The organism is Clostridium estertheticum subsp. estertheticum (assembly GCF_001877035.1).
Taxonomy (GTDB): Bacteria; Bacillota; Clostridia; order Clostridiales; family Clostridiaceae; genus Clostridium_AD; species Clostridium_AD estertheticum.
This window is the reverse complement of sequence record NZ_CP015756.1, coordinates 1,016,005-1,037,105: the sequence shown is the minus strand read 5'-3', so window position 1 is coordinate 1,037,105 and position 21,101 is coordinate 1,016,005. Positions and strand designations below refer to the sequence as shown.

At 28.4% G+C, this 21,101-nt stretch carries 19 protein-coding genes; 4 read left to right on the top strand and 15 right to left on the bottom strand.

Annotation, left to right across the window (positions count from 1 at the left end):
• Nucleotides 1–48: 48 nt before the first annotated feature.
• The 4 genes from A7L45_RS04935 to A7L45_RS04920 all read right to left on the bottom strand — a co-directional run bounded on the left by A7L45_RS04935 (nt 49) and on the right by A7L45_RS04920 (nt 3,583).
• Complete coding sequence (locus A7L45_RS04935; RefSeq protein ID WP_071611733.1) at nt 49–264, bottom strand: CsbD family protein; 216 nt, start codon at nt 262–264, stop codon at nt 49–51.
• Between the two features lie 288 nt (nt 265–552).
• Nucleotides 553–1,704, bottom strand: a complete 1,152-nt coding sequence (fucO, locus tag A7L45_RS04930) for a lactaldehyde reductase (RefSeq protein ID WP_071611732.1) — start codon at nt 1,702–1,704, stop codon at nt 553–555.
• 60 nt (nt 1,705–1,764) lie between these two features.
• Nucleotides 1,765–2,583 (bottom strand): rhamnulose-1-phosphate aldolase, encoded by an 819-nt coding sequence (gene rhaD / locus A7L45_RS04925; protein WP_071611731.1) that lies wholly within the window; start codon nt 2,581–2,583, stop codon nt 1,765–1,767.
• Nucleotides 2,584–2,824: 241 nt separating this feature from the next.
• Nucleotides 2,825–3,583, bottom strand: a complete 759-nt coding sequence (locus A7L45_RS04920) for a DeoR/GlpR family DNA-binding transcription regulator (RefSeq protein WP_071611730.1) — start codon at nt 3,581–3,583, stop codon at nt 2,825–2,827.
• Between the two features lie 316 nt (nt 3,584–3,899).
• Here A7L45_RS04920 and A7L45_RS04915 point away from each other — a divergent pair, with 316 nt between their 5' ends.
• Nucleotides 3,900–6,125 carry a HelD family protein gene (locus tag A7L45_RS04915; RefSeq protein ID WP_071611729.1) on the top strand — a complete coding sequence of 742 codons (2,226 nt, stop codon included), beginning with the start codon at nt 3,900–3,902 and terminating at the stop codon, nt 6,123–6,125.
• A 42-nt stretch (nt 6,126–6,167) separates the two neighbouring features.
• Here A7L45_RS04915 and A7L45_RS04910 read toward each other — a convergent pair whose 3' ends face one another.
• Nucleotides 6,168–6,464 (bottom strand): CD1375 family protein, encoded by a 297-nt coding sequence (locus A7L45_RS04910; RefSeq protein ID WP_071611728.1) that lies wholly within the window; start codon nt 6,462–6,464, stop codon nt 6,168–6,170.
• Nucleotides 6,465–6,749: 285 nt separating this feature from the next.
• Between A7L45_RS04910 and A7L45_RS04905 the strand changes: the two genes are divergently transcribed.
• Nucleotides 6,750–6,950: a DUF6440 family protein gene (locus tag A7L45_RS04905; protein WP_071611727.1), complete on the top strand. Its 201-nt coding sequence runs from the start codon at nt 6,750–6,752 to the stop codon at nt 6,948–6,950.
• A gap of 177 nt (nt 6,951–7,127) precedes the next feature.
• Here the strand turns inward: A7L45_RS04905 and sigG are convergent, their stop codons facing one another.
• Nucleotides 7,128–7,901 carry an RNA polymerase sporulation sigma factor SigG gene (sigG, locus tag A7L45_RS04900; RefSeq protein ID WP_071611726.1) on the bottom strand — a complete coding sequence of 258 codons (774 nt, stop codon included), beginning with the start codon at nt 7,899–7,901 and terminating at the stop codon, nt 7,128–7,130.
• Between the two features lie 428 nt (nt 7,902–8,329).
• Between sigG and A7L45_RS04895 the strand changes: the two genes are divergently transcribed.
• Nucleotides 8,330–9,610 carry an FAD-dependent oxidoreductase gene (locus A7L45_RS04895; RefSeq protein WP_071611725.1) on the top strand — a complete coding sequence of 427 codons (1,281 nt, stop codon included), beginning with the start codon at nt 8,330–8,332 and terminating at the stop codon, nt 9,608–9,610.
• Nucleotides 9,611–9,683: 73 nt separating this feature from the next.
• Here the strand turns inward: A7L45_RS04895 and A7L45_RS04890 are convergent, their stop codons facing one another.
• From A7L45_RS04890 to A7L45_RS04860, 8 genes are all read right to left on the bottom strand, one after another.
• Entirely contained in the window at nt 9,684–11,624 is a 1,941-nt protein-coding gene (locus A7L45_RS04890; RefSeq protein WP_071611724.1) for an FtsX-like permease family protein, read from the bottom strand.
• Complete coding sequence (locus A7L45_RS04885; RefSeq protein ID WP_071611723.1) at nt 11,614–12,378, bottom strand: ABC transporter ATP-binding protein; 765 nt, start codon at nt 12,376–12,378, stop codon at nt 11,614–11,616. The genes A7L45_RS04890 and A7L45_RS04885 overlap by 11 nt, the downstream gene beginning before the upstream one ends.
• Nucleotides 12,379–12,557: 179 nt before the next feature.
• Nucleotides 12,558–12,716 (bottom strand): hypothetical protein, encoded by a 159-nt coding sequence (locus A7L45_RS23110; protein ID WP_169829566.1) that lies wholly within the window; start codon nt 12,714–12,716, stop codon nt 12,558–12,560.
• Nucleotides 12,716–13,075: a hypothetical protein gene (locus A7L45_RS04880; RefSeq protein WP_071611722.1), complete on the bottom strand. Its 360-nt coding sequence runs from the start codon at nt 13,073–13,075 to the stop codon at nt 12,716–12,718. Before A7L45_RS04880 ends, A7L45_RS23110 begins: the two co-directional genes overlap by 1 nt.
• Nucleotides 13,076–13,431: 356 nt before the next feature.
• The gene (locus tag A7L45_RS04875; RefSeq protein ID WP_071611721.1) at nt 13,432–14,736 is read right to left on the bottom strand and encodes a sensor histidine kinase; all 1,305 of its coding nucleotides are present in this window, start codon (nt 14,734–14,736) and stop codon (nt 13,432–13,434) included.
• Nucleotides 14,737–15,257: 521 nt separating this feature from the next.
• Nucleotides 15,258–16,076 carry a sporulation transcription factor Spo0A gene (gene spo0A / locus A7L45_RS04870; RefSeq protein ID WP_071611720.1) on the bottom strand — a complete coding sequence of 273 codons (819 nt, stop codon included), beginning with the start codon at nt 16,074–16,076 and terminating at the stop codon, nt 15,258–15,260.
• A 330-nt stretch (nt 16,077–16,406) separates the two neighbouring features.
• Complete coding sequence (locus tag A7L45_RS04865; protein ID WP_071611719.1) at nt 16,407–17,597, bottom strand: pyridoxal phosphate-dependent aminotransferase; 1,191 nt, start codon at nt 17,595–17,597, stop codon at nt 16,407–16,409.
• Between the two features lie 112 nt (nt 17,598–17,709).
• Nucleotides 17,710–18,546: a sugar phosphate isomerase/epimerase family protein gene (locus A7L45_RS04860; RefSeq protein ID WP_071611718.1), complete on the bottom strand. Its 837-nt coding sequence runs from the start codon at nt 18,544–18,546 to the stop codon at nt 17,710–17,712.
• Between the two features lie 559 nt (nt 18,547–19,105).
• Here A7L45_RS04860 and A7L45_RS04855 point away from each other — a divergent pair.
• A complete protein-coding gene (locus tag A7L45_RS04855; RefSeq protein ID WP_071611717.1) occupies nt 19,106–20,227 on the top strand; it encodes a glycoside hydrolase family 88/105 protein in 1,122 nt (373 codons plus the stop codon).
• 84 nt (nt 20,228–20,311) lie between these two features.
• Here A7L45_RS04855 and A7L45_RS04850 read toward each other — a convergent pair whose 3' ends face one another.
• Nucleotides 20,312–20,926 (bottom strand): TetR/AcrR family transcriptional regulator, encoded by a 615-nt coding sequence (locus A7L45_RS04850; RefSeq protein WP_071611716.1) that lies wholly within the window; start codon nt 20,924–20,926, stop codon nt 20,312–20,314.
• Nucleotides 20,927–21,101: the final 175 nt, after the last annotated feature.

Genomic DNA, 21,101 nt, shown 5'->3' with positions numbered 1-21,101 from the left:
TTTTGATCCTTAAGTTTCTTTGTCCAAAATAAATTTTTCTAAAAACATCTATTTCTTTTCTTCACTCTTATCTAATTTATCATTAATTTTTTTTGCTACCTTCTCTTTAAATTCACCAAATTTCTCCTTAAACTCACCCGTTTGTGACTGAGCCCTCCCCTTAAGTTCTGTCTCTTCACTACCAGTTGCCTTTCCAACATTCTCCTTAGTTTTCCCCAAAACCTTATCCTTTGCACTATCAAATTTGTTTTTTAAATCTGTCATTTGACACCTCCATTTTAATTTATTAAACTTCCTTATTCATTCATGTGATTACAATACCATTACTATTCCAACATTTCAATCTTTTTATCCAATTAAATCCTCTCCTTCGGATCTGCAATATTTTGTATGTTAAAATATAAGCATTAACCCACTTTTAATTTCACTTTCAACATATAGAAAAAACGGACTACCTTAAGGTAATCCGTTTTTTTCTATATAACTATTATGAAACATCTAGGCAGCTTTTCAGAATTTCCATAGCCTGTTACTTTTAATATACATTGTTTATTAAAAAATTGATTTATAAACTTCAAATATTTCTTTAACGCTTGTATCTCTTGGATTACCTGGAGTACATGCATCTGCCATAGCTGACTGCGCAAGTGCTTCTAGATCTTCCTTCTTAACTCCAATTTCTTTTAATGTCTTTGGAATTCCAACATCCCCTGAAAGTTTTTTAACAGCATCAATAGCTGCCTTTCTATATTCTTCCTTAGACATGTTATCTACATTTGGAACTCGCATTGCACGGGCTACTTCTCTATATTTTTCGCCAGTCGAACCTGCATTATATTCCATAACGTAAGGCAATATTACTGCATTAGCAATTCCGTGTGGTGTATTATAAAAAGCTCCAAGTGGATGTGCCATTCCATGAACAAGGCCAAGTCCTACATTACTAAATCCCATACCTGCAACGTATTGTCCAAGGGCCATATCTTCTCTCCCCTTTGGTTCATTTGCTACTGCACTTCTAAGTGAGCGTGAAATTATTTCAATAGCTTTTAAATGGAAAGTATCTGTTAATTCCCAAGCGCCTTTTGTAATATATCCCTCAATTGCATGAGTTAAAGCATCCATACCAGTAGCTGCTGTTAGTCCCTTTGGCATTGATGACATCATTTCCGAATCAACAACTGCAATAACTGGAATATCATGTGGATCTACACATACAAATTTACGTTTTCTTTCTTCATCAGTTATTACATAATTAATAGTAACTTCTGCTGCTGTTCCAGCTGTTGTTGGGATTGCAATAATAGGTACTGCTTTATTTTTAGTGATAGCTGCACCTTCAAGACTTCTTACATCTGAAAATTCAGGGTTACTTATAATAATACCTATAGCTTTTGCAGTATCAATAGCTGAACCTCCACCAATAGCTACTAGGTAATCTGCACCAGATTCCTTAAACATTGCTATACCGCTTTTTACTACACTTATAGTAGGATTAGCTTTTACACCATCAAAGATTTCAAATTCTAAAACACTTTCTTTAAGTAAATCTATTACCTTGCAAGCTACATTAAATTTTATTAAATCTTTATCAGTTACTACTAATGCTTTTTTAAAACCTCTAGTTTTAACCTCTTGCGCAATATTCGTTATTGCTCCTGCGCCTATGTAACTTGTCTCATTTAAAACCATTCTATTTGCCATAATAATCAATCTCCTTTTAGAATATATTTTGTAATAAATTACTATCCTTCTAAAATGTTGTTAAATCAAATATTCTTCTGAAATATTAACATTAAAATCTTTTGCTAAGTCTCTAAAGTTTTGAGATGTTATTGTTTGCTTCTTTCCACCCATCGATAATACTTTAACTAAGATTTCAGCTGATTTCTCTACTGTATCCATAAGTCCAAAAGTTAAATCTAGAGTTTCACCAGCGCAGAACATTCCATGATGTGCCCAAATTACAACATCATGTTTTTTCATTAATTTACCAGTCGCTTCTGCAATCGGAGCTCCACCTGGAACCATCCAAGGTACTATGCCTATTCCGCCTGGGAATACTACTGGACATTCTGTTGCCATTTCCCACAATTCTCTCGTAAATACCTTGCCATCTAGTGGTAATACAAATGTTAAAGCTATAGCGTTTGTAGTATGTGAATGCATTATAACTCTGTATGTTCCCTTTGTTTTTTCTTTCTTTATTGAATGACTCATTAAATGTGATGTTACTTCACTTGTTGGTCTTGCTCCATTTATTAATCCCCAAACTATTTTGTAGTTTTCGCCTTTTTCATCAACCTTTATGAGTCCTGCATTTTCTTCTAAACATACGGTCATATTTCTTATGAATTTCCCACTTCCTGTTACTAGAAAATACTCATTAGCTAAGTTTTTAACAGTTACTCCAATTGGAGTATATTCTGAATCATCATTAATAATGCCCTTAACTCCCGATACTTCCTCTTGTGTTAATCTGTAAGTTATGTTTCCACCGTTTCTTTCATGCCAACCCTTAAGCCATGCATCATTTGCAATTTTTTTAAAGTTTTGTATGAATTTCATATTTTCTATATTCACTTTAATCTCCCACTTTCATATTATAATTATATTTTTAATTTTAATATTCTATCACGTTGTAACATCTAACTTCTTAAAGTATACTTCATTTTTTTTATAAATACAATCGTTTTCTGTTGTTTTTGTTTTGTTTTTCTTGTTTTTATTTGTTTCTCTTGCTACCTAAAGCAAAAAATTAAAGAACTGCCAAAAATGATTTTTGGCAGTTCTTTAACTTAATTTCAGATTGTATAGTTTTTTACTAATATATAATTTCAATGTTATTAGAATGTAATAATTTCAACCATTCTTCTCTTGGTGCCTTATCTGTAATGATATAATCTATATTTTCATAATCAAAAAGTTTTACGAAAGATGTTTTATCATATTTACTATGATCAATTAATAAAATCACCTTACTGGCTTGCTTTATCATAGTATTTTTAATTTCTGCCTCTTCTTCATTTGAATCTAATATACCTTTTTTAATATCCATTCCTTTGCAGCTCACAAAGGCTAAATCTACACTATATTTTCTAATAGTACAATGCGTTATAGGTCCTTGAAGTGATAGAGATCTTTGCTTTACTCCACCACCCGTTGATATAATATTTAGTTCTGATTGATTAAGTTCACTAAGAACCTCAACTGAGTTTGTTATAACTGTTACGTCACTTCTATCTCTAATTAGCTTCAAGACCTCAAGTACTGTTGAACTACAATCTGCCATTATCGTACTATCTTCTTTAATAAATTCTACCGCTTTTGATGCTATGTATATTTTTTCTTCCATCTCGGTCTTTGACCTTTTATAAAAAGGTATATCCTCATTTGTTATTTGAGCATTTAATATTGCTCCACCATAACTTCTAGTAACTAAACCTTGTTGTTCTAGCTTTTCTAAATCTCGCCTTATTGTTTCTTCCGTTACATCAAATTTTTCGCTTAACTTTGAAACATATAGTTTTTTTTCGCTTAAGGCTATCTGCTTTATAATTTCTAATCTTTCTATTGGTAACATTCCTATACCTCCTTGTTTGAATTTTTACCATGTAAATAAAAAAGAAGGCATCTAATTGCCCTCTAAATCTTTATATATAATGTGTCTTCATTACATACTTTTGTATTTTATAATAAAAAAAGCATTTACATACCTTATCTTCTTTCCCTCAACATAAAAATAAAACCACATATAAGCTTTACTTAAATATGATTTTTGTATATAATTAAATATGAATACAAGTATAATTATTATACCTTATAACTCACTTTTATTATATCACACAACGAATGTAAATGTCAATGGTTTTTGTAAAAATAAATAGGAGCGTGACAAAATGGGTAATTATAAACTAATCAACAAAGAGGAAGCACTATATCTTGATAATACACTTAACTTTCTAAAAAAAGAACTTAAGAAAGATGAATATGATATAAACTTTAGAAAAAGAGACCTCATTACTTCAAGAAGAGATATGTGGCAAGAATCTGCTCATTCTTCAAATGATTTTGATAAAATTCCAGAGATGCTTCAACATCTTTCAGAAGTTGATAGTCAAAATTATAACTACGAAAAAACACTTAAACGTATAAAAAAATATACACAGATTTTAAACTCACCGTATTTTGGAAGATTTGATTTTAAAGAAGATGGTTATGATGATACAGATAAAATTTATATTGGTCTTTATAATTTAATAGATAAAGATACCAGTTCAATTTTAATATATGATTGGCGCTCACCTATTTCAAGTATGTTTTATCAATGTGAAATCGGCAAAGGCTCATATAATGCACCATTCTCAGTGATTTCAGGTGATATTATTATGAAGAGACAATATAAAATTAAGGACTCCAAACTTCAATATTTTTTTGATAGTAGTGTAACAATTAATGATGAGATTCTGCAAGAAGTTTTGAGCCATAATTCTTCATCGACAATGAAAAATATAGTTGAAACCATCCAAAAGCAGCAGGATATAATTATTCGCGATACTGAAAATGAACTTTTAATTGTGCAAGGCGTTGCTGGAAGTGGTAAAACTTCTATAGCACTACATAGAATTGCATATTTGCTTTATGTTGGTATGGGATCAAAAATACATTCTAATAATATTATTATAATTTCTCCAAGTTCCGTATTTAGTAAATATATTTCTGGGGTTTTACCAGAACTCGGAGAGGATAACGTAGAAGAAACTACTTTTGACAATATTGTAGTTGATTTCTTAGATAATAGATTTATATTTGAAAGTAGGAAAGAGCAACTTGAATCTTTGATTATTAATAATAATCAAACCATAAATATAAAAATGGAAAGCACTAAATTTAAAGGCTCAAAAACTTTTGTTATAATTTTAGATAGACTAATTTATTATTATGAACATAATTTGACTAATTTTGAAGACTTATATTATGATGGCAAAATTATTGAAACAAAGCAGCAGCTAAATAATCTTTTCTTAAACGGTAAAATGGATATGCCAATATCAAAAAGACTTAAAAGAATTGAAAGTATGATTCTTAATAAAATTCACCCTTTAAGAAAAGCAAGGCTTCAAAAGATTCAAAAGATTGTTCTAAATAGTACTAACCACCAGTTAGAAATAAAATCTTTTAGCAGATTAATGGCAATTAAAGAAGCTAAAGTATTAATGAGTCATATTCACAAGTATACGCAGGTTGATTATTCAAACTTGTACAAATTACTTTTCAATAAAACCGGACTTTTTTTTAAACTTTCCAAAGGGTTAGAGCTACCAAAAGAAATTAAACAAATGTTATTAAAAACCGCTGAGAATCTCCATAAAGGCCGTATTAATTATGAGGATTGTGCACCTCTTTTATATATTAAACTTAAGCTTAATGGTAATCGGGAATTTTCAGATATACAGCAGGTTGTTATTGATGAGGCTCAAGATTATTATCCCCTTCAATACGAAGTTTTTAATCTTCTATTTGCTAGAGCTAAATTTACAATATTAGGTGACTTTAATCAAACTCTTGAAAAGCATGGTAATAAATTTATTTATGCTGATCTAGAAAACATTCTTAATAAGAAAAAAAGTCTAAAACTTTCCATGAATAAAAGCTTTAGATCCTCAATTGAAATTAATTCATTTACTCAAAAAATATTAAATAACAAAGAAGAGTTTGTTTCCTTTGATAGGCATGAAGATGAACCAATAATTGTATTCAAAGATAATGAGAAGTCTATTTATGAAGCTATCATACTAGATATTCACAAATACGAAAGCCTTGGTTATGAATCTATTGCAGTTATTTGTAAAACGCAGCAAGAAGCACTAATAATTGAAAAAGAATTAATTAGTTTAGATAACATTAAATTATTAAATATAGATGACACTGAAATTATAAAGGGCACCGTAGTTATTCCGTCCTATATATCAAAAGGTCTAGAATTTGATGTAGTACTAGTTTTCAATGTTTCAAAAAATAATTATAATAGTGAATTCGATAGGAATCTTTTATATGTTGCTTGCACAAGAGCACTCCATCAACTTGTTATTTATTATACCGGAGAAAAAAGCGATTTTTTTTAAATTATAATAAAAAAATAGATAAAGGCTATTTAAAGTCTTTATCTATTTGCTATTTATATTTCTCGTTGGTATCGACTTGCCTTTTTTGTCTAATGTTAGTGTCGTCAAATTTGTCATAACATCATCTCTAAACTGATCCGGTACTTTCTGAATTGTTCTTAATCCTGCTTTCACAAGCCTGTAATACATGTCAACCATTTTATCCTTCCTTTCACTATTAATACTTTGGCCATTGTATATAAAACATCTATTAAAGTTATATTTTTTACTTGATTTTTTATTAATTAGATAGTTATTTAAAAGTATTTTAAATAACGTTTTCACTAGTATATTACTCATATAACTATATCCGATGTCCTACATAATATTATTTACAAAATTCATTAATTTATGCACTTATTAGAATTATTTTTCATTATTATTTTCTTCTTTAAGACGATTATAAAAAACACCAATATATGATTAATGCATATATTAGTATTAATAGCTAAAACAGAGATACCTGTAATCTATTAAATATTCCTCAAATTAAATAAAACTTAGATAAATAAATATTTATGAATGACTAATAATGTATTTGGCAATAACTTTATAATATAAGTTCTTAAAATATAGGAGGGAAAAATGTTTAATAATAATGAGAGTCAAAATAAAATCCCTAAAACAATATATGATCATGAATATGAAATATCCGTACGTTGCAAAGCAATAAAAAATACAGGTTTAATAACAAATTATTTTATAAATATAGAAGGTTGTAAAGGAGGCATTACTGTATTGTTAGATAAAAACGGTAACTCTATGTTATCGCAAATTAAATTATAATATCCTACAAAATTAAATTTTTGCTACCCATAACATAGTATAAGTTTTAATAAAAACTATAAAAAAGCACCTATAGAAAAACACCGTTAAATCGTGTTTTCCCGTAAGTGCTAATTTAATTAAATCCCTTTTAACCTTTCTAAAACACAAATGTAAAACTGTTCCTGCTAGAGGACCCTATACATACTTTTTCATATGTTTTAATGCAGTCTTTTCTAGTCTTGACACTTGTGCTTGAGAAATACCTATTTCATCAGCTACTTCCATTTGGGTTTTTCCATCAAAAAATCTTAAATTTAATATTAATTTTTCTCTATCTTTTAATTTGTTCATTCCATCCTTAATTGATATGTTTTCAAGCCAACTATCATCTAAGTTTTTAGTGTCTTTTATTTGATCCATTACATAAATTTCATCTCCACCATCATGGTATATTGGTTGAAACAAAGATACAGGGTCTTGTATAGCATCTAAAGCAAATACCACATCCTCCCTTGGTAATTCTAACTCCTTTGCAATTTGTTCTACAGTAGGCTCTTTATTGTTCTCATTTACCAATCTGTCCCTAACTTGTAATGCTCTGTATGCAATATCCCGAAGTGACCTACTAACTCTTATAGAGTTATTATCTCTTAAGTATCTTCTTATTTCTCCTATAATCATAGGAACCGCATATGTTGAAAACCTAACATTTAGACTTAAATTAAAATTATCAATAGATTTCATTAAACCAATACATCCAACTTGAAATAGATCATCTACATTTTCTCCTCGATTATTAAAACGCTTTATTACACTTAAAACCAATCTTAAATTTCCTTCAATAAATACATCTCTACACTCAGGCTCGCCATTTTGTATCCTGTACAATAACTCCTTCATTTCTTTTTCTTTTAATTTTGGTAATTTTGAAGTATTTACCCCACATATCTCTACTTTATTAAATATCATAAGGTCATCATTCCCTTCAATGTAATTGCTTTTAAATTATGTCCTTAAGATTTATTTATTATACTAAAGACAACCCTACAATATTTTTTTAAATTTCCCCTTAAACACTTTAACTTTTTTTCCACAGCTATTCATGCCTTTAATTTGAGTACATGTAGCAGTTTTTAAAAATATTTAATAACACTTATTAATAATAATAAAAAATAGCCATTCTCTTAAAGAGAATAGCTATTAACTATCGCGTACTTTATTCCTACGCTATACTATATGATATGCACAGAATTTTAAAAAATTCCATAATTAAAATATTCATTATATTTCTTACCTTGCAAGATGTGGTAATAATACTATAACTATTGCAATAGAATAAACGGAACAAAACAAAATGCAGAAGATCCTAAATATGCATTTGAAGGGTGGCAGATATTTTGAAAGTTATAGTAATTGGTGGTGGATGGTCTGGTTGCATGGCTGCGATCACAGCAAAAAAAGCTGGTGCAGAAGTTGCCTTATATGAGAAAACAGATATGCTTTTAGGTCTTGGTAATGTCGGTGGTATAATGAGAAATAATGGTCGCTATACTGCAGCTGAAGAATTAATAGCATTAGGAACAGGAGAGTTTATACATGTGACTGACGAAAATACCAAACATAAAAATATTGATTTTCCAGGTCATAAAAATGCTTGGCTTTATGATGTAAACAAGATTGAACCCGCAGTTGGAAGATATTTAAAAGCCATGGATATAGAAGTAAACATGATAACAAGAGTAGTTAATATTAAAAAAGAAGACAATAAAATAAAAGGAATATATCTATCAGATAAAAGTTACGTTGCCGCTGATGCATTTATAGAAACTACAGGCTCAGCTGGTCCAATGAATAACTGCTTAAAGTATGGTAATGGATGTGCAATGTGCATTCTTAGATGCCCTGCCTTTGGTGGGAGAGTAAGTATAAGTAGCAAAGCAGGTATTGAAGATTTAAAAGGTGAGCGAGAAGAAGAGGGTGTATATGGTGCATTTAGTGGTTCTGGCAAACTAGCTAAGGGTTCATTAGCTAATGATATTGTTGAACAATTGGATGCGACAGGCGTGCTTATTGTAAAGGTTCCAAAAGAAGATGTAAATTTAGATAAACTTAAGCTAAAGGTATGTCAGCAATATGCCCTAAAAGAATTTGCTGAAAATTTAATTCTTATAGATACCGGTGACGTAAAGCTTATGACCCCCTATTATCCATTAGAAAAACTGAGAAAAATCAAAGGATTTGAGAATGCAAAATACGTAGACCCATATGCAGGTGGAATAGGAAACTCCATCAGATATGTGTCCATAGCTCCAAGAGATGACAGTATGAAGGTTAACGATTTAGATAATTTGTTTTGCGCTGGAGAGAAATCAGGTCTATTTATAGGCCACACTGAAGCGATGGCAACAGGAGCTTTGGCTGGATACAACGCCGTAAAAAATTGCTTAGGACTGCCTCCACTAATATTACCAAGAACCCTAGCTGTAGGTGATATAATAGCTTACGCAAATGAAAAAATGCAAACTAGTGAAGGAAGAAAAAACAGATATACCTTTGCAGGAGCAGAGTATTTTAAAAGAATGAAGGAACTAGGACTTTATACTCTTGATAAGAATGAGATTAAATCGAAAGTAGAAAATTTAGATTTAACCAATATATTTAATAAAAAACTTATATAGATAACAATAAAAAAAGATCAGAATTAAAAGTCTGATTTTTTTTTATTGTTATTTTTAAGAATTCCACCTAAATTCATTTTTGTTTTTCTAAATCCTGAATTAATCTTTTTACATACATCTTATTATAAACTAAATAAAATACTATTTGAAAGCAAAAATATATAAGACTAATTATAAGAGAATACATTAGCGTAACCATCTGACCTCCTTGTTTAACTGGCAAGTGGTAGCTATAAAAAGCTGATACAAAAAATGATAATATGTACGGCACAAAAAATAACACTTTTAACTCTTTTGAAATAAGTTTAGCTACCTCATTGTCAGTAATTCCTATTTTATATAGTTTTTTATATTTTATCTTTTCATTATCATACTCTGTCAAAAGTTTAAAATGCAACATTACCACTGACGATAGGAAAAAAAGTATTCCAACAAAGCTACATAAAAATAATGAATATGACCCTGATTGCTTCTGATCCAAATAATCAGCTATTCTTGATGCGGGTTTAAACCATTTAATATCGTCATTTATATTTTCAAAAAAAGTTTTATTTTTTCTATTACTTGTCTCCAAATTACTTTTCAGCTCATCTAAAACCTCTTTAGTTTTATACCAATCATTAAAATTCATAAGCTTAATTGTGCCTACATCATTTTGTTTAGAATTAGTTCTTATATTTTGGAAGTCGTTATTATTAAGGATAACATAATGCCCATTACTCAGTATTGGAATGTTGTTAAATAGCACTTTCGTAATTTTTCCTCCAGGTTTATATGTATTATTAGTACCCTTTATTGGTACGACTAGACTGCTAATTGCACTAGTGTCATGTTCATACCCATCATCTTTTACTATTTGAAATAGTGATGTAAAAGATCCTTTTTCAACTTTTAACTGTGTTCCCAAATTCGTATTTAGATTTTTATCAGATAATATTGTTATGTATGGCTGTGATATAAAATCTATTGATTTTAAAGAAGTTAAATTAGTCTTAGAATTTTTTAAAATATTATCAAGCTTAGGAGCTGTGATCTTGTTTTTTCCAAAAATTTCTGCATATGCTATGTCATAAGGATTGTACGCAGTTGACGTTCTCTTAGAGTCTGCTACTAATATTACTGCTATAGTACTCATAAATATTGTCATGCTAACAAATAAAGTTATTATAAAGAGGATTTTCTTTGATTGACCCAAGGTGTGTTTCATATTAGCTATAAATAAAATATTTTTGTACCTCTTATAGTGAAAAAAATTAGTTACCTTCGAAAAAATCCAAGCCATATTAGAAATTAAGAGGTAAATTCCTAAAAAACATAATGCCAAACTTCGTAATGATACTGATGAATTTTCCACGCTGTTATTAATCATCATATCTAAGTAAGCTATTACTATTAGTATAATTCCAATTACACTCCATATTGGACTATTTAGAAAGTTATCATCTTGTTTTCTAGTAGATTTTAAAAGATTTATTATCTCATACCTAAAAGATTCTATAAGTCCCTTTATTATTACAAGTAAGTAAATAGCTGTGAAGAAAATTGTAGTGTAAATATAACTTTGAATTGAGTTAGAAAAAGGTACCCCTTTGACATCAATTATTTTAATAATTAACATATAAAATAACTTTGAAAATATTGTTCCTGAAACTAACCCTGTTAGCAAAGAAAAAATTGCTATTAAACCATTTTCGATAATCATCATTCTCTGTATATAATTGTTTGTCATACCTAATACCATAAAAAGTCCAAATTCCTTTTTTCTAAATTTGATAAAAGAATTCTGAGCATAAAATATAAAAAATGCTGAAAAAAGCATAACCATTACTCCAGGCGCTACCATATTACCTGTAATAGAATAATTAATATTAGAAGGATTCATAAAATTTTTATTTGTATAAATTGTGGCATAAGTAAAGAAAACCAATATTGAAAAGCTGTTGCATAGAAAAAACAGCAAATATCTTCTCAAATTAGCTTTAAAAATTTTAAGAGCTATCTGGTTAAAAGTCATCTTCCGCACCTCCAATTAGCGCAAGGCAACCCAATATATTGTCAAAAAATTCCTTTTTAGTACCATCTTTCCTAATTTCCATGTTAACAATACCATCTTTTATGAAGATCACACGGTTACAATAGCTGGCTGCAAAAGAATCATGTGTTACTATTAATACGGTATTTTTATTTATAGTATTTAATTTTTCAAAACACTTCATTACGTTCTTTGAAGATTTTGAATCTAAGTTTCCTGTGGGCTCATCAGCAAATATTATATCTGGATTATTTATTATAGCTCGGCTTATAGCTGTTCTTTGTTGTTGACCCCCAGAAACAGTATATGGATATTTTTCCATAATGTCTTCTATATTAAACATTGCCATAACTTCATCAGCCTTAATTTGGATATCTTCTGGTTCTTTATCATCTAGTATCATCGGTAGCATCACATTTTCTTTTAGTGTAAGGCTATCTAATAAATTAAATTCTTGAAAAACAAAACCCAAATGTCGACGTCTAAAGAGAGCTAATTCATCTTTTGTCATTATATTTATATTTTGGCCTGAAATTTCAATATCACCAGATGTAAGTTTATCTATCCCACTTAGAATATTTAAAAGCGTTGTCTTTCCACTACCAGAGGGTCCCATTATCGCAACAAATTCACCATTTTCGATTGTAATGTAAATACCATTAAGAGCTTTTGTAGAATTTGATTTACCCAATCCTTTGTAAATTTTCACTACATTACTCGCGTTTAAAACTGACATTTCTATCTCCCCCAAATACCAATCACTTTAACCTTTTATAATTATTTATTTAATTGTACCATTATCTGCTTAATTCGTATCAAATATAAAATAATAAGTGTAATATATGCCCCATTTTATAAAAACAGACCTCCCTATTCATTGGATAAAACATCCAATAAATAGAAAGGTCTATAACTTTAAATGTCCTTAGTTTTCTTTTTAAGTTCTTCCTCTACTGCCTCTTTCATTTTCATAGCCACCCATGTAGAAATTTTCATACCTTTCATTTTCGCATACTTGCAAAATTCTTCATATACTATTGGATCAACAGTTATATTTTGTCTATGAGCCACCATTAACAATTAGACTCGCATGGATATATATAATTGGCTGCTGTACGAACTTCAATTTCATCAGGGTCACTACTATCATCATCTGGAAGTACAAACACTAGTTTTCTTACAATTGTACCACATTCATCTCCACATTCATTTTCTTTACATACCACTGTAATAAAGCCTCTAAATGCAAGTATCCTGTGGCAATTGTCATATATTATAACTGCAACGGCTACTTTTTTATCAAAACATACATTGTTTACTCTTATTCTTACAGTTAGTAATCTAGCACCATGTTTCTCCATATCTACTGGATCTGCATTAATAACACTACATAATTCACATGAACACTTACTACAATTTTCAATTTTACCCATTTAATAAAACTCCTTTTTATATATAAATTTTAAATAAGACACTGCCTACTAATACTGATCTCGTCATCAAGAATTTTATAGCTACATATATCACTATAATATATTTTCAACATAAGACTTATACGTTGATATATGTTCTACTAAATCAGATTAATATTTTGAATTGCCTCAATTTTAAATTTAAAAGTTTAATTAATGGGATTAGATAGAATATAAATAATGTATATTCTACACTACTAATGTATTCATAATAAGTCTAAATGTGAATAAAAATGGTACCCTAAAGAAATTATTTTTTTTAAATTAAAATAGGCCTCCTCTATTTACATATATAAATAGAAAAAGTCTATATCCTCTTACATCTTAAATTCAACTAGAAATTTGGTTTTTCCCGAAACACTTTCTACAGATATGTTCCCATTATTATGCTCGACTAATTGTTTAGTAATATATAGCCCAAACCCATTGTCACCTTCTTGCTTCGTTTTTGTAGAAAACCCTTTTTCAAAAATTTTATTTTTTATTTCTTCCGGAATTCGCTCCCCATTATTTTCTATTTCGATACAAAATGTTGTATTCTGTAAATAAGTAGTAATCGATATTTCCTTATTTTCAGTATATGATTTTAATTTCAACACTTCAAATGCATTATCTATAATATTACTAATAATACTGATTAATTCATCTTCCCTAATTTTTAAAAAATTGAAAGATTCATCAATTATCACATTAAAATTTATTTTATTTTTCATTGCATAGTTATTTTTTATTGATAACAATCCATCGATATAATCATTTCCTGTATTTAGATATGTAAATGATGTATGAATTGTATCCGAAATTTTTGATACATATTCTTTTATTTTCTCAACAGCATTCGGTTTGTTTAAACAACATAATGCTTGTATAACATTGATATGGTTAGCATAATCATGTTTTTCTTGTCTGATGATGCTCATTATTTCTTCCATATTAGAAATTTGGTACTTTTGAATTTTATATTTGCTATTTATATTAATCATTTTCTCTCTTTCTTTTAAGTATATAACTGCAATTATTGAAAATACTAAAAGTATTCCATAAATTAACATATTGTATGTTTTATTACTCTTAATATCTAACACACTAAAAATTAAAATGTATATAAATAAATTGAAGATACCAATTTGTATTAGAAATTCAGAGAAAAGAGATTTTTCCTCATTAATCAATATACTTTTAAAATATACATCGAATTTTAAAAGTAATATAACAATCACTATTTGTAGGAATTTGCCCAAAATAATGAAGATAAATAAGTATTTATTAACCGATAAAATTTCATTTAAATTCACTTTAAGTAAAAATATCTCAATGAACTGAACAAAAGTTTCTGTAGTAAAGATTATTGTAAAAAACAGAGAAAATATGATAGTAGATAAATAAAGACTTGTTTTTGTAATCAATTTTAATAGTAGGATAGAAACCACTATATTAGTCAGTGTATGATATAAATTATTTACATAAAATGTACTTAAACAAGTAGCACAAACGTATAATATACAAAACAGTCCTGATTTTAATTTATTTGTTACTATATACTTTTTCTGATTAGTTAAAGAGCTAAAAACTCCTAATAATAATAATGCTTCTACAATATCAAGTATTATTTCTCTAGTCATGTCATATCGTCTCCTCAATAAAGTATTGGCTCTTTTGAAGTATTGTTTCTATAGTATTTCCCCCAAAAGAGGCAATATTTTTATAGCAAAAATTCGTCTGAACAATTAGGCTGATGTGAATTAATTAATGATGCATTCATATTATTCACTCATTTCATAAAATTTTCTATATAATAATATTATTACATTTTAAGACTATTTACAACATATATCTCTAATTTATACTATATTTAAATAAAAACCATTCAGGAATATTACCTTTTAGAGTTTTTTTATCTATCACTACCGTACATTTACCTTTGTTATATATATATATACAACATACTCCCTAATATCCTTTTCCATAACTCAATTTTTTGCATTAAAATAAACCCCCTCTATTTCATCTATAAATAGAAAAGGTCTATTGATTATCTTTTAAGAACTTATACACTTTTTTCACACAATTAAATGTATTTTTATGACGCCATTTGTACAGTTTATTGCTTTTCAAATCCCATTATCTGTTGATATAGCCTATTTTAGCTAACCCTATTTTGTAATCTTAACTTATCAGCAACCATTGCTATAAACTCTGAATTAGTTGGTTTGCCTTTTTCATTATTAATTGTATAACCAAAAAGATTGGTTATGGTTTCTACTTGTTCTCTATTCCATGCTACTTCTATTGCATGTCTTATTGCTCTTTCTACTCTACTCGCAGTAGTATTAAATTTTTCGCCTACTAATGGATATAATTCTTTTGTAACCGATGATAAAAGATCAATATCCTTCACTACCATGTTTATTGCTTCTCGTACAAACATATAACCTTTTAAATTAGCTGGTATTCCAATCTCATGAATAATGTTTGTTATTTGACCAATCATATCGACATCAACTGGCTTACTTCTATTGGTATTAATTTCATCATTACCAGCATAAGAAAGCGTTTTAGGTGTTTCATCATTACATATATTTTCATTTAACGTTTGTCTTATTCTATTAGCAAACACTTCCATATCAAAAGGTTTTATAACATAATAATCTGCTCCAAGTGATATAGCTCTCTGGGTAATTTTTTCATGACCAACTGCTGATAAAATTATTATACGAGGCCTTGGCTGGATCTCCATTGTATTTAGCCTCTCTAAAACCCCTAGTCCATCAAGAATTGGCATAATTATATCAAGTACTACTAGATCAGGTTTTTTTTCCTCAATTAATTTTATTGCTTCTATTCCATTTTGTGCAATGCCGGTAACGACTATATCCTTTTGCGTTAGTAAGTAATCATTAAGAATATTGCAGAATTCCTTGTTATCATCGACAATAATTATATTTATTTTTTTCTCTTCCATGTTTATAATCTCCTTTACATATCAATTACGCATCCTAATAATTATAAATTCTACAATTAATTGGAAAATCCTTTTATTTTAAAAAAATATTAAAAAATATTACCGAATTAAGTAATATAGATAGTGACTCTTTCTATTTCTTATATTATTTCTACATTTATAATATAATTAGTTATATATTAACATATAACTAATTATATTGCCACACAGCACATTGTATTTGTAAATTCATAATAAAATCTCAATCTGATACATTATGTATTCAAACTGAGATTTCCATTTCTTTACTATATATGATTTAAAAGTAAAAACAATAACTTTAAAATTGCACTATTTAAGATTATATGATTTTGCTAGTTTTTCAAAAGCTGGTAATGAATTTTCTATTTTCTTGTAATCAACGCAGTATGACAACCTTGCATGCCCTGGGCATTCAAAAGCAGATCCCGCTACTAATAATAGCTTAAATTCCTTTGCATCCTCGCAGAATTTTTTATCATCCTTTATTGGTGTTCTAATAAACAAATAAAATGCTCCTTGTGGCTTTACGCAAACAAACCCTATTTTTGTAAGATAGTTATATAATAAGTCTCTATTTTTTTGATATATACTAACATCAACCTCGGCCTCAAGGCAATTTGCAATAACTCTCTGGAAAAGTGATGGTGCATTTACAAATCCTAGAATTCTATTTGCAACATTAAGAGATATCATTATATCATCAAAACAGTCCATATTTGTATTTGCAACTACGTAGCCTATTCTTTCCCCAGGCAGTGATAATGATTTACTGTAGGAATATCCAATAAATGAATTTGTATAATATTTCAAAATATATGGAACAACAACATTATCATAAACTATTTCTCTATAAGGCTCATCAGATATAAGATATATGCTTGTACCTAACTCATCCTGTTTTTGATTCATCAAATTTGCTAAGTCTTGTATAACCTTTTCGGAGTATATGACACCCGTTGGATTATTTGGTGAGTTGATAATAATTGCTTTTGTTTTACTATTTATTTTCTCTTTTAAACTCTCCATATTAGGTTCAAAAGTATCAATATCTGTAGAAACAACAACAAGTTTACCATCAAAATTATTTACATAGTTTCTGTATTCACCAAAAAATGGTGCAAAAACAATAACTTCATCTTCTGGATTAAGTAATGTTTTCAGTAAAATATTTAATCCTCCGGCTGCCCCACAAGTCATAACTATGTTATTGTATGAAATATCTATATTGTGCTTTTTATTTAAAAATTCAGCAATTTTTCCTCTAACATCTTCATATCCAGAATTATTCATATACCCATGTACAAGTTTAGGCGCTATTTCATTTAATATTTTGTTAATTTCAATTTTAATATTTTCAGGTGGAAGAGCATTTGGATTACCTAAGCTATAGTCAAAAACATTTTCTTCACCATAAATATCAGATAATCTTTTACCTTCCTCAAACATAGCTCTTATTATAGAACTGTTAGCAACTAAATCTTTCATCTTACTAGATATCATTTTAGGTCTCCTTTTATTATAGAATAAAATATATTACTAACGCCATTAATTCATGTCTAACTTAAATAGTTTGAATTATTAGTTTATAGTATAACATAAATGTTAATTATACTCATATTTTTTTATATAATTCCTCTATATATTTAATACTCGAATCTAAATCTGTTGGAACTGTGTCCTCAAGTATTATATCAATGTATGGCTTTCTTTCTTTTATTAGAGATAATAATAATGGATAGTTAAATTGTCCACTACCAATTGAGACTTGTTTTATTTTCCCATCATCGTATACAAAATCTTTAGCATGAATGATTGCTATTTTATCACCAAATAATTCGAATGATTTTTTTATTATCTCATCTTGATTATCAAAATTTGTCTCATCTATAAAATTAATAGGATCAAATATAACTTGTAGGTTATTAGAATTAACACAATCTATTGCTCTCTTTAGCCTTTCTGGTGTGTTCATCACATGTTTTGTGACTCCCTCAACTCCAACTACAACTCCAAACTTTTCTGCTTCTTTTACAAGTATTTTCATTGAATTTAGAGACCTCTTAAATGCCTCTTCTGTATTGTTATCTTTTGTATAAACATACTCTCTATTAAGTGCTCCTGTTTCTGTCCCAACTATATTACATCCTAAATATTTTGCAAAACGTATATGTTCTTTGAAATTCTCTAATAGTTTATTAAGTTCATTATCATCTGGATTTGCTAAATTTATATAACATCCAAGTAAACTTATATTCAAATTATGTTTTGTAAGTATTCCCTTGATATGTTCAGCCATTCCGGGTGTCATGCTTCCATTCGTAATTTTAAATTCAGTTATTATTTTTTTAGGTACAAATTGAATACTTTTAAGATTTTTACCTTCCAATATTTCTGCTAATTCCTCTAATTTGTATTGTCCTATATCGTGCCCGCGAATTCCAATTCTCATAATCTAATCCACTCCCTAAATAAATTTTATTATCTATATTACTCTTTGACCTTTTATAAAGAGGTACATTATCAATTGTACTTTCAGCATTTAATATTTCCCCACCATAACTCCTAATAACTATGCCTTGCACCTTTAATTTTGATGAATATTATAAAAAAAATCTACCTTTTTAGAAATTTTCTCTAATTTAAGGTAGCTCTTTTTATAACAAAATATTGTAATTGTTAATTAATTTAATCATTTGACATCGTTTACTCGAACTATTTACATTTATAGATTACTTTAAATACAACATAAAGTCAACACTTTTGATATGTTTTTTATTTGTATATATTGGTTTTATATTTTTTTAGAACTATATTGTTTTCTAAAGTTTATTATTTCCTCTTTAGCAAATATTATAAATGGCTCTACCGTGCCTAAATAAACATATTATTGTTATTTTTATATTTTTCTTTGTTTTGTCTTGTTTATGTGTATATTTATTCTCTTTAGTAATGTATAATTTATATACAGAGTAAAATTAATTATAAACTATAATATAGTGAGGTGTATTATGAAATTAACAGAAAAAGAAATACGTATTAAACTGGATCTAGTTGTTAATAAACTAATTAACCTAGATAGTCCAACCGTTGAAGAAAAGCTACCTAAAGAAGGCGGCGAAGCAATAGGTTTATTTCCTAGAGATTTTGGTATTCAAGAATGGGATTGGCCACAAGGTGTAGGTCTATATGGTTTATTAAAATTAGATAAACACGACAAAAGTGATAAGCATTTAGACTTTTTAACTAATTGGTATAAAACTAATATAGAAATAGGATTACCTTCTAAAAACATCAATACTACAGCGCCTCTACTAACCTTAGTAAACCTATGTGATGTTATTAATAATCCCGAGTATGAAAACCTTTGCTTAACATGGGCTGACTGGCTCATAAATTGCCTTCCAAGAACTAAAGAAGGTGCTTTTCAACATGTAACTAGTGCAAATGGTGATAGGCAAGCAGTACGGTTAAATGAAAGTGAGATGTGGATAGATACCCTATTTATGACCGTGTTATTTTTAAATAAAATGGGTCAAAAATATAATAGGAAGGATTGGGTTGATGAATCAATTAATCAAATGCTTGTTCATATAAAATATTTATATGATAAAAAATCTGGTCTCTTCTATCACGGTTGGAGTTTTAATGAAAATAGTAATTTCGGTGAAGTTTTTTGGTGCAGAGGTAATTCGTGGTTTACTTTTGGAATTTTAGACTATATCGAGGCATTTGAAGGCACAATGAATCCAGGGATCAAGAAATTTTTACTTGATACTTTTAAAGCTCAAGTAAATACCTTAGTTAAATATCAAGCAAAGTCCGGTCTATGGCATACAGTTATAGACGATGTTACTAGTTATGAGGAAGTTTCTGGCTCTGCGGCTATAGTCACTGGTATTTTAACTGGAATACGCCTAGGAATACTTGATGACTCATTTAAACCATATGCTGAAAAAACAATAAAATCATTATGTAATAACATAGAAAAAGATGGTACTGTATTAAAAGTATCCGGCGGAACTGGCATGGGATATAATGTAGATCATTATAAGAATATAATTATAGCTCCAATGGCTTATGGACAATCATTAACTATAATGGCACTTGTGGAAGCACTTAAACATCTATAAACCATAATTAATAGACAATAATTCACCAAAATAATTAAATAGAGTTTTATTGATAGCTAATAAGTAGTTTAAAATAACTACCTATTAGCTATTCTTTTGTTTGATACTATTTTCATATTTAAATATAATTATAAAACGCTTCATATATTCATTCATCGCTTCCATAAGGTCAAATTTTCCATCATAAAGACACCAATTATATACAACCCCTCTCGCAGCTATAAATAAATACTCCGTAATACTTTCTTTAGACATCTCATTACTAATCTCATTTTTTTCTTGCCCTCTTTCTATAATAATATTCAGTAGATTTTGCATATCCCTACCTTTAGTTATAAATAACTTATTATTTGAGTTATATAATAATTTCATTGTGTCAATTCCAACTTGAACATTATACTTTGCATAATAATCAAAATACTTAATAATTTCATTTGTAGCGTTATCGCAATATATATTATTGGCAACTTCCGTAATAAAATATTCATCTGCTCGCTTATATATTTCTATAAGAATTTCGTTTTTAGATTTAAAACAATTATAAAAAGAACCTACAGAAACTCCGGCTTTTTTACATATATCTTGTATTTTAATATTTTTATATCCTTTCTTGTCCATAAGGTCAATTGCACTTTTATATATTTTATTTTTAGTGTTAAGTGCTTGTAATTGTCTATTGTTTAACTTTTGCTCATCCATAATAAATCTCCTAACTATAATCTTTTTCTAAGTAAAGTATAGTTTATTAATATGGTTTGTCAATTTAATTATAAAGTTTTAGTTTTATAATTGTATTGACAGAAATATAACATATCAATATAATGAATCTATTCAGTGAGTTTGTTCGTTGAATAAATTCATTAGACTTTATTTC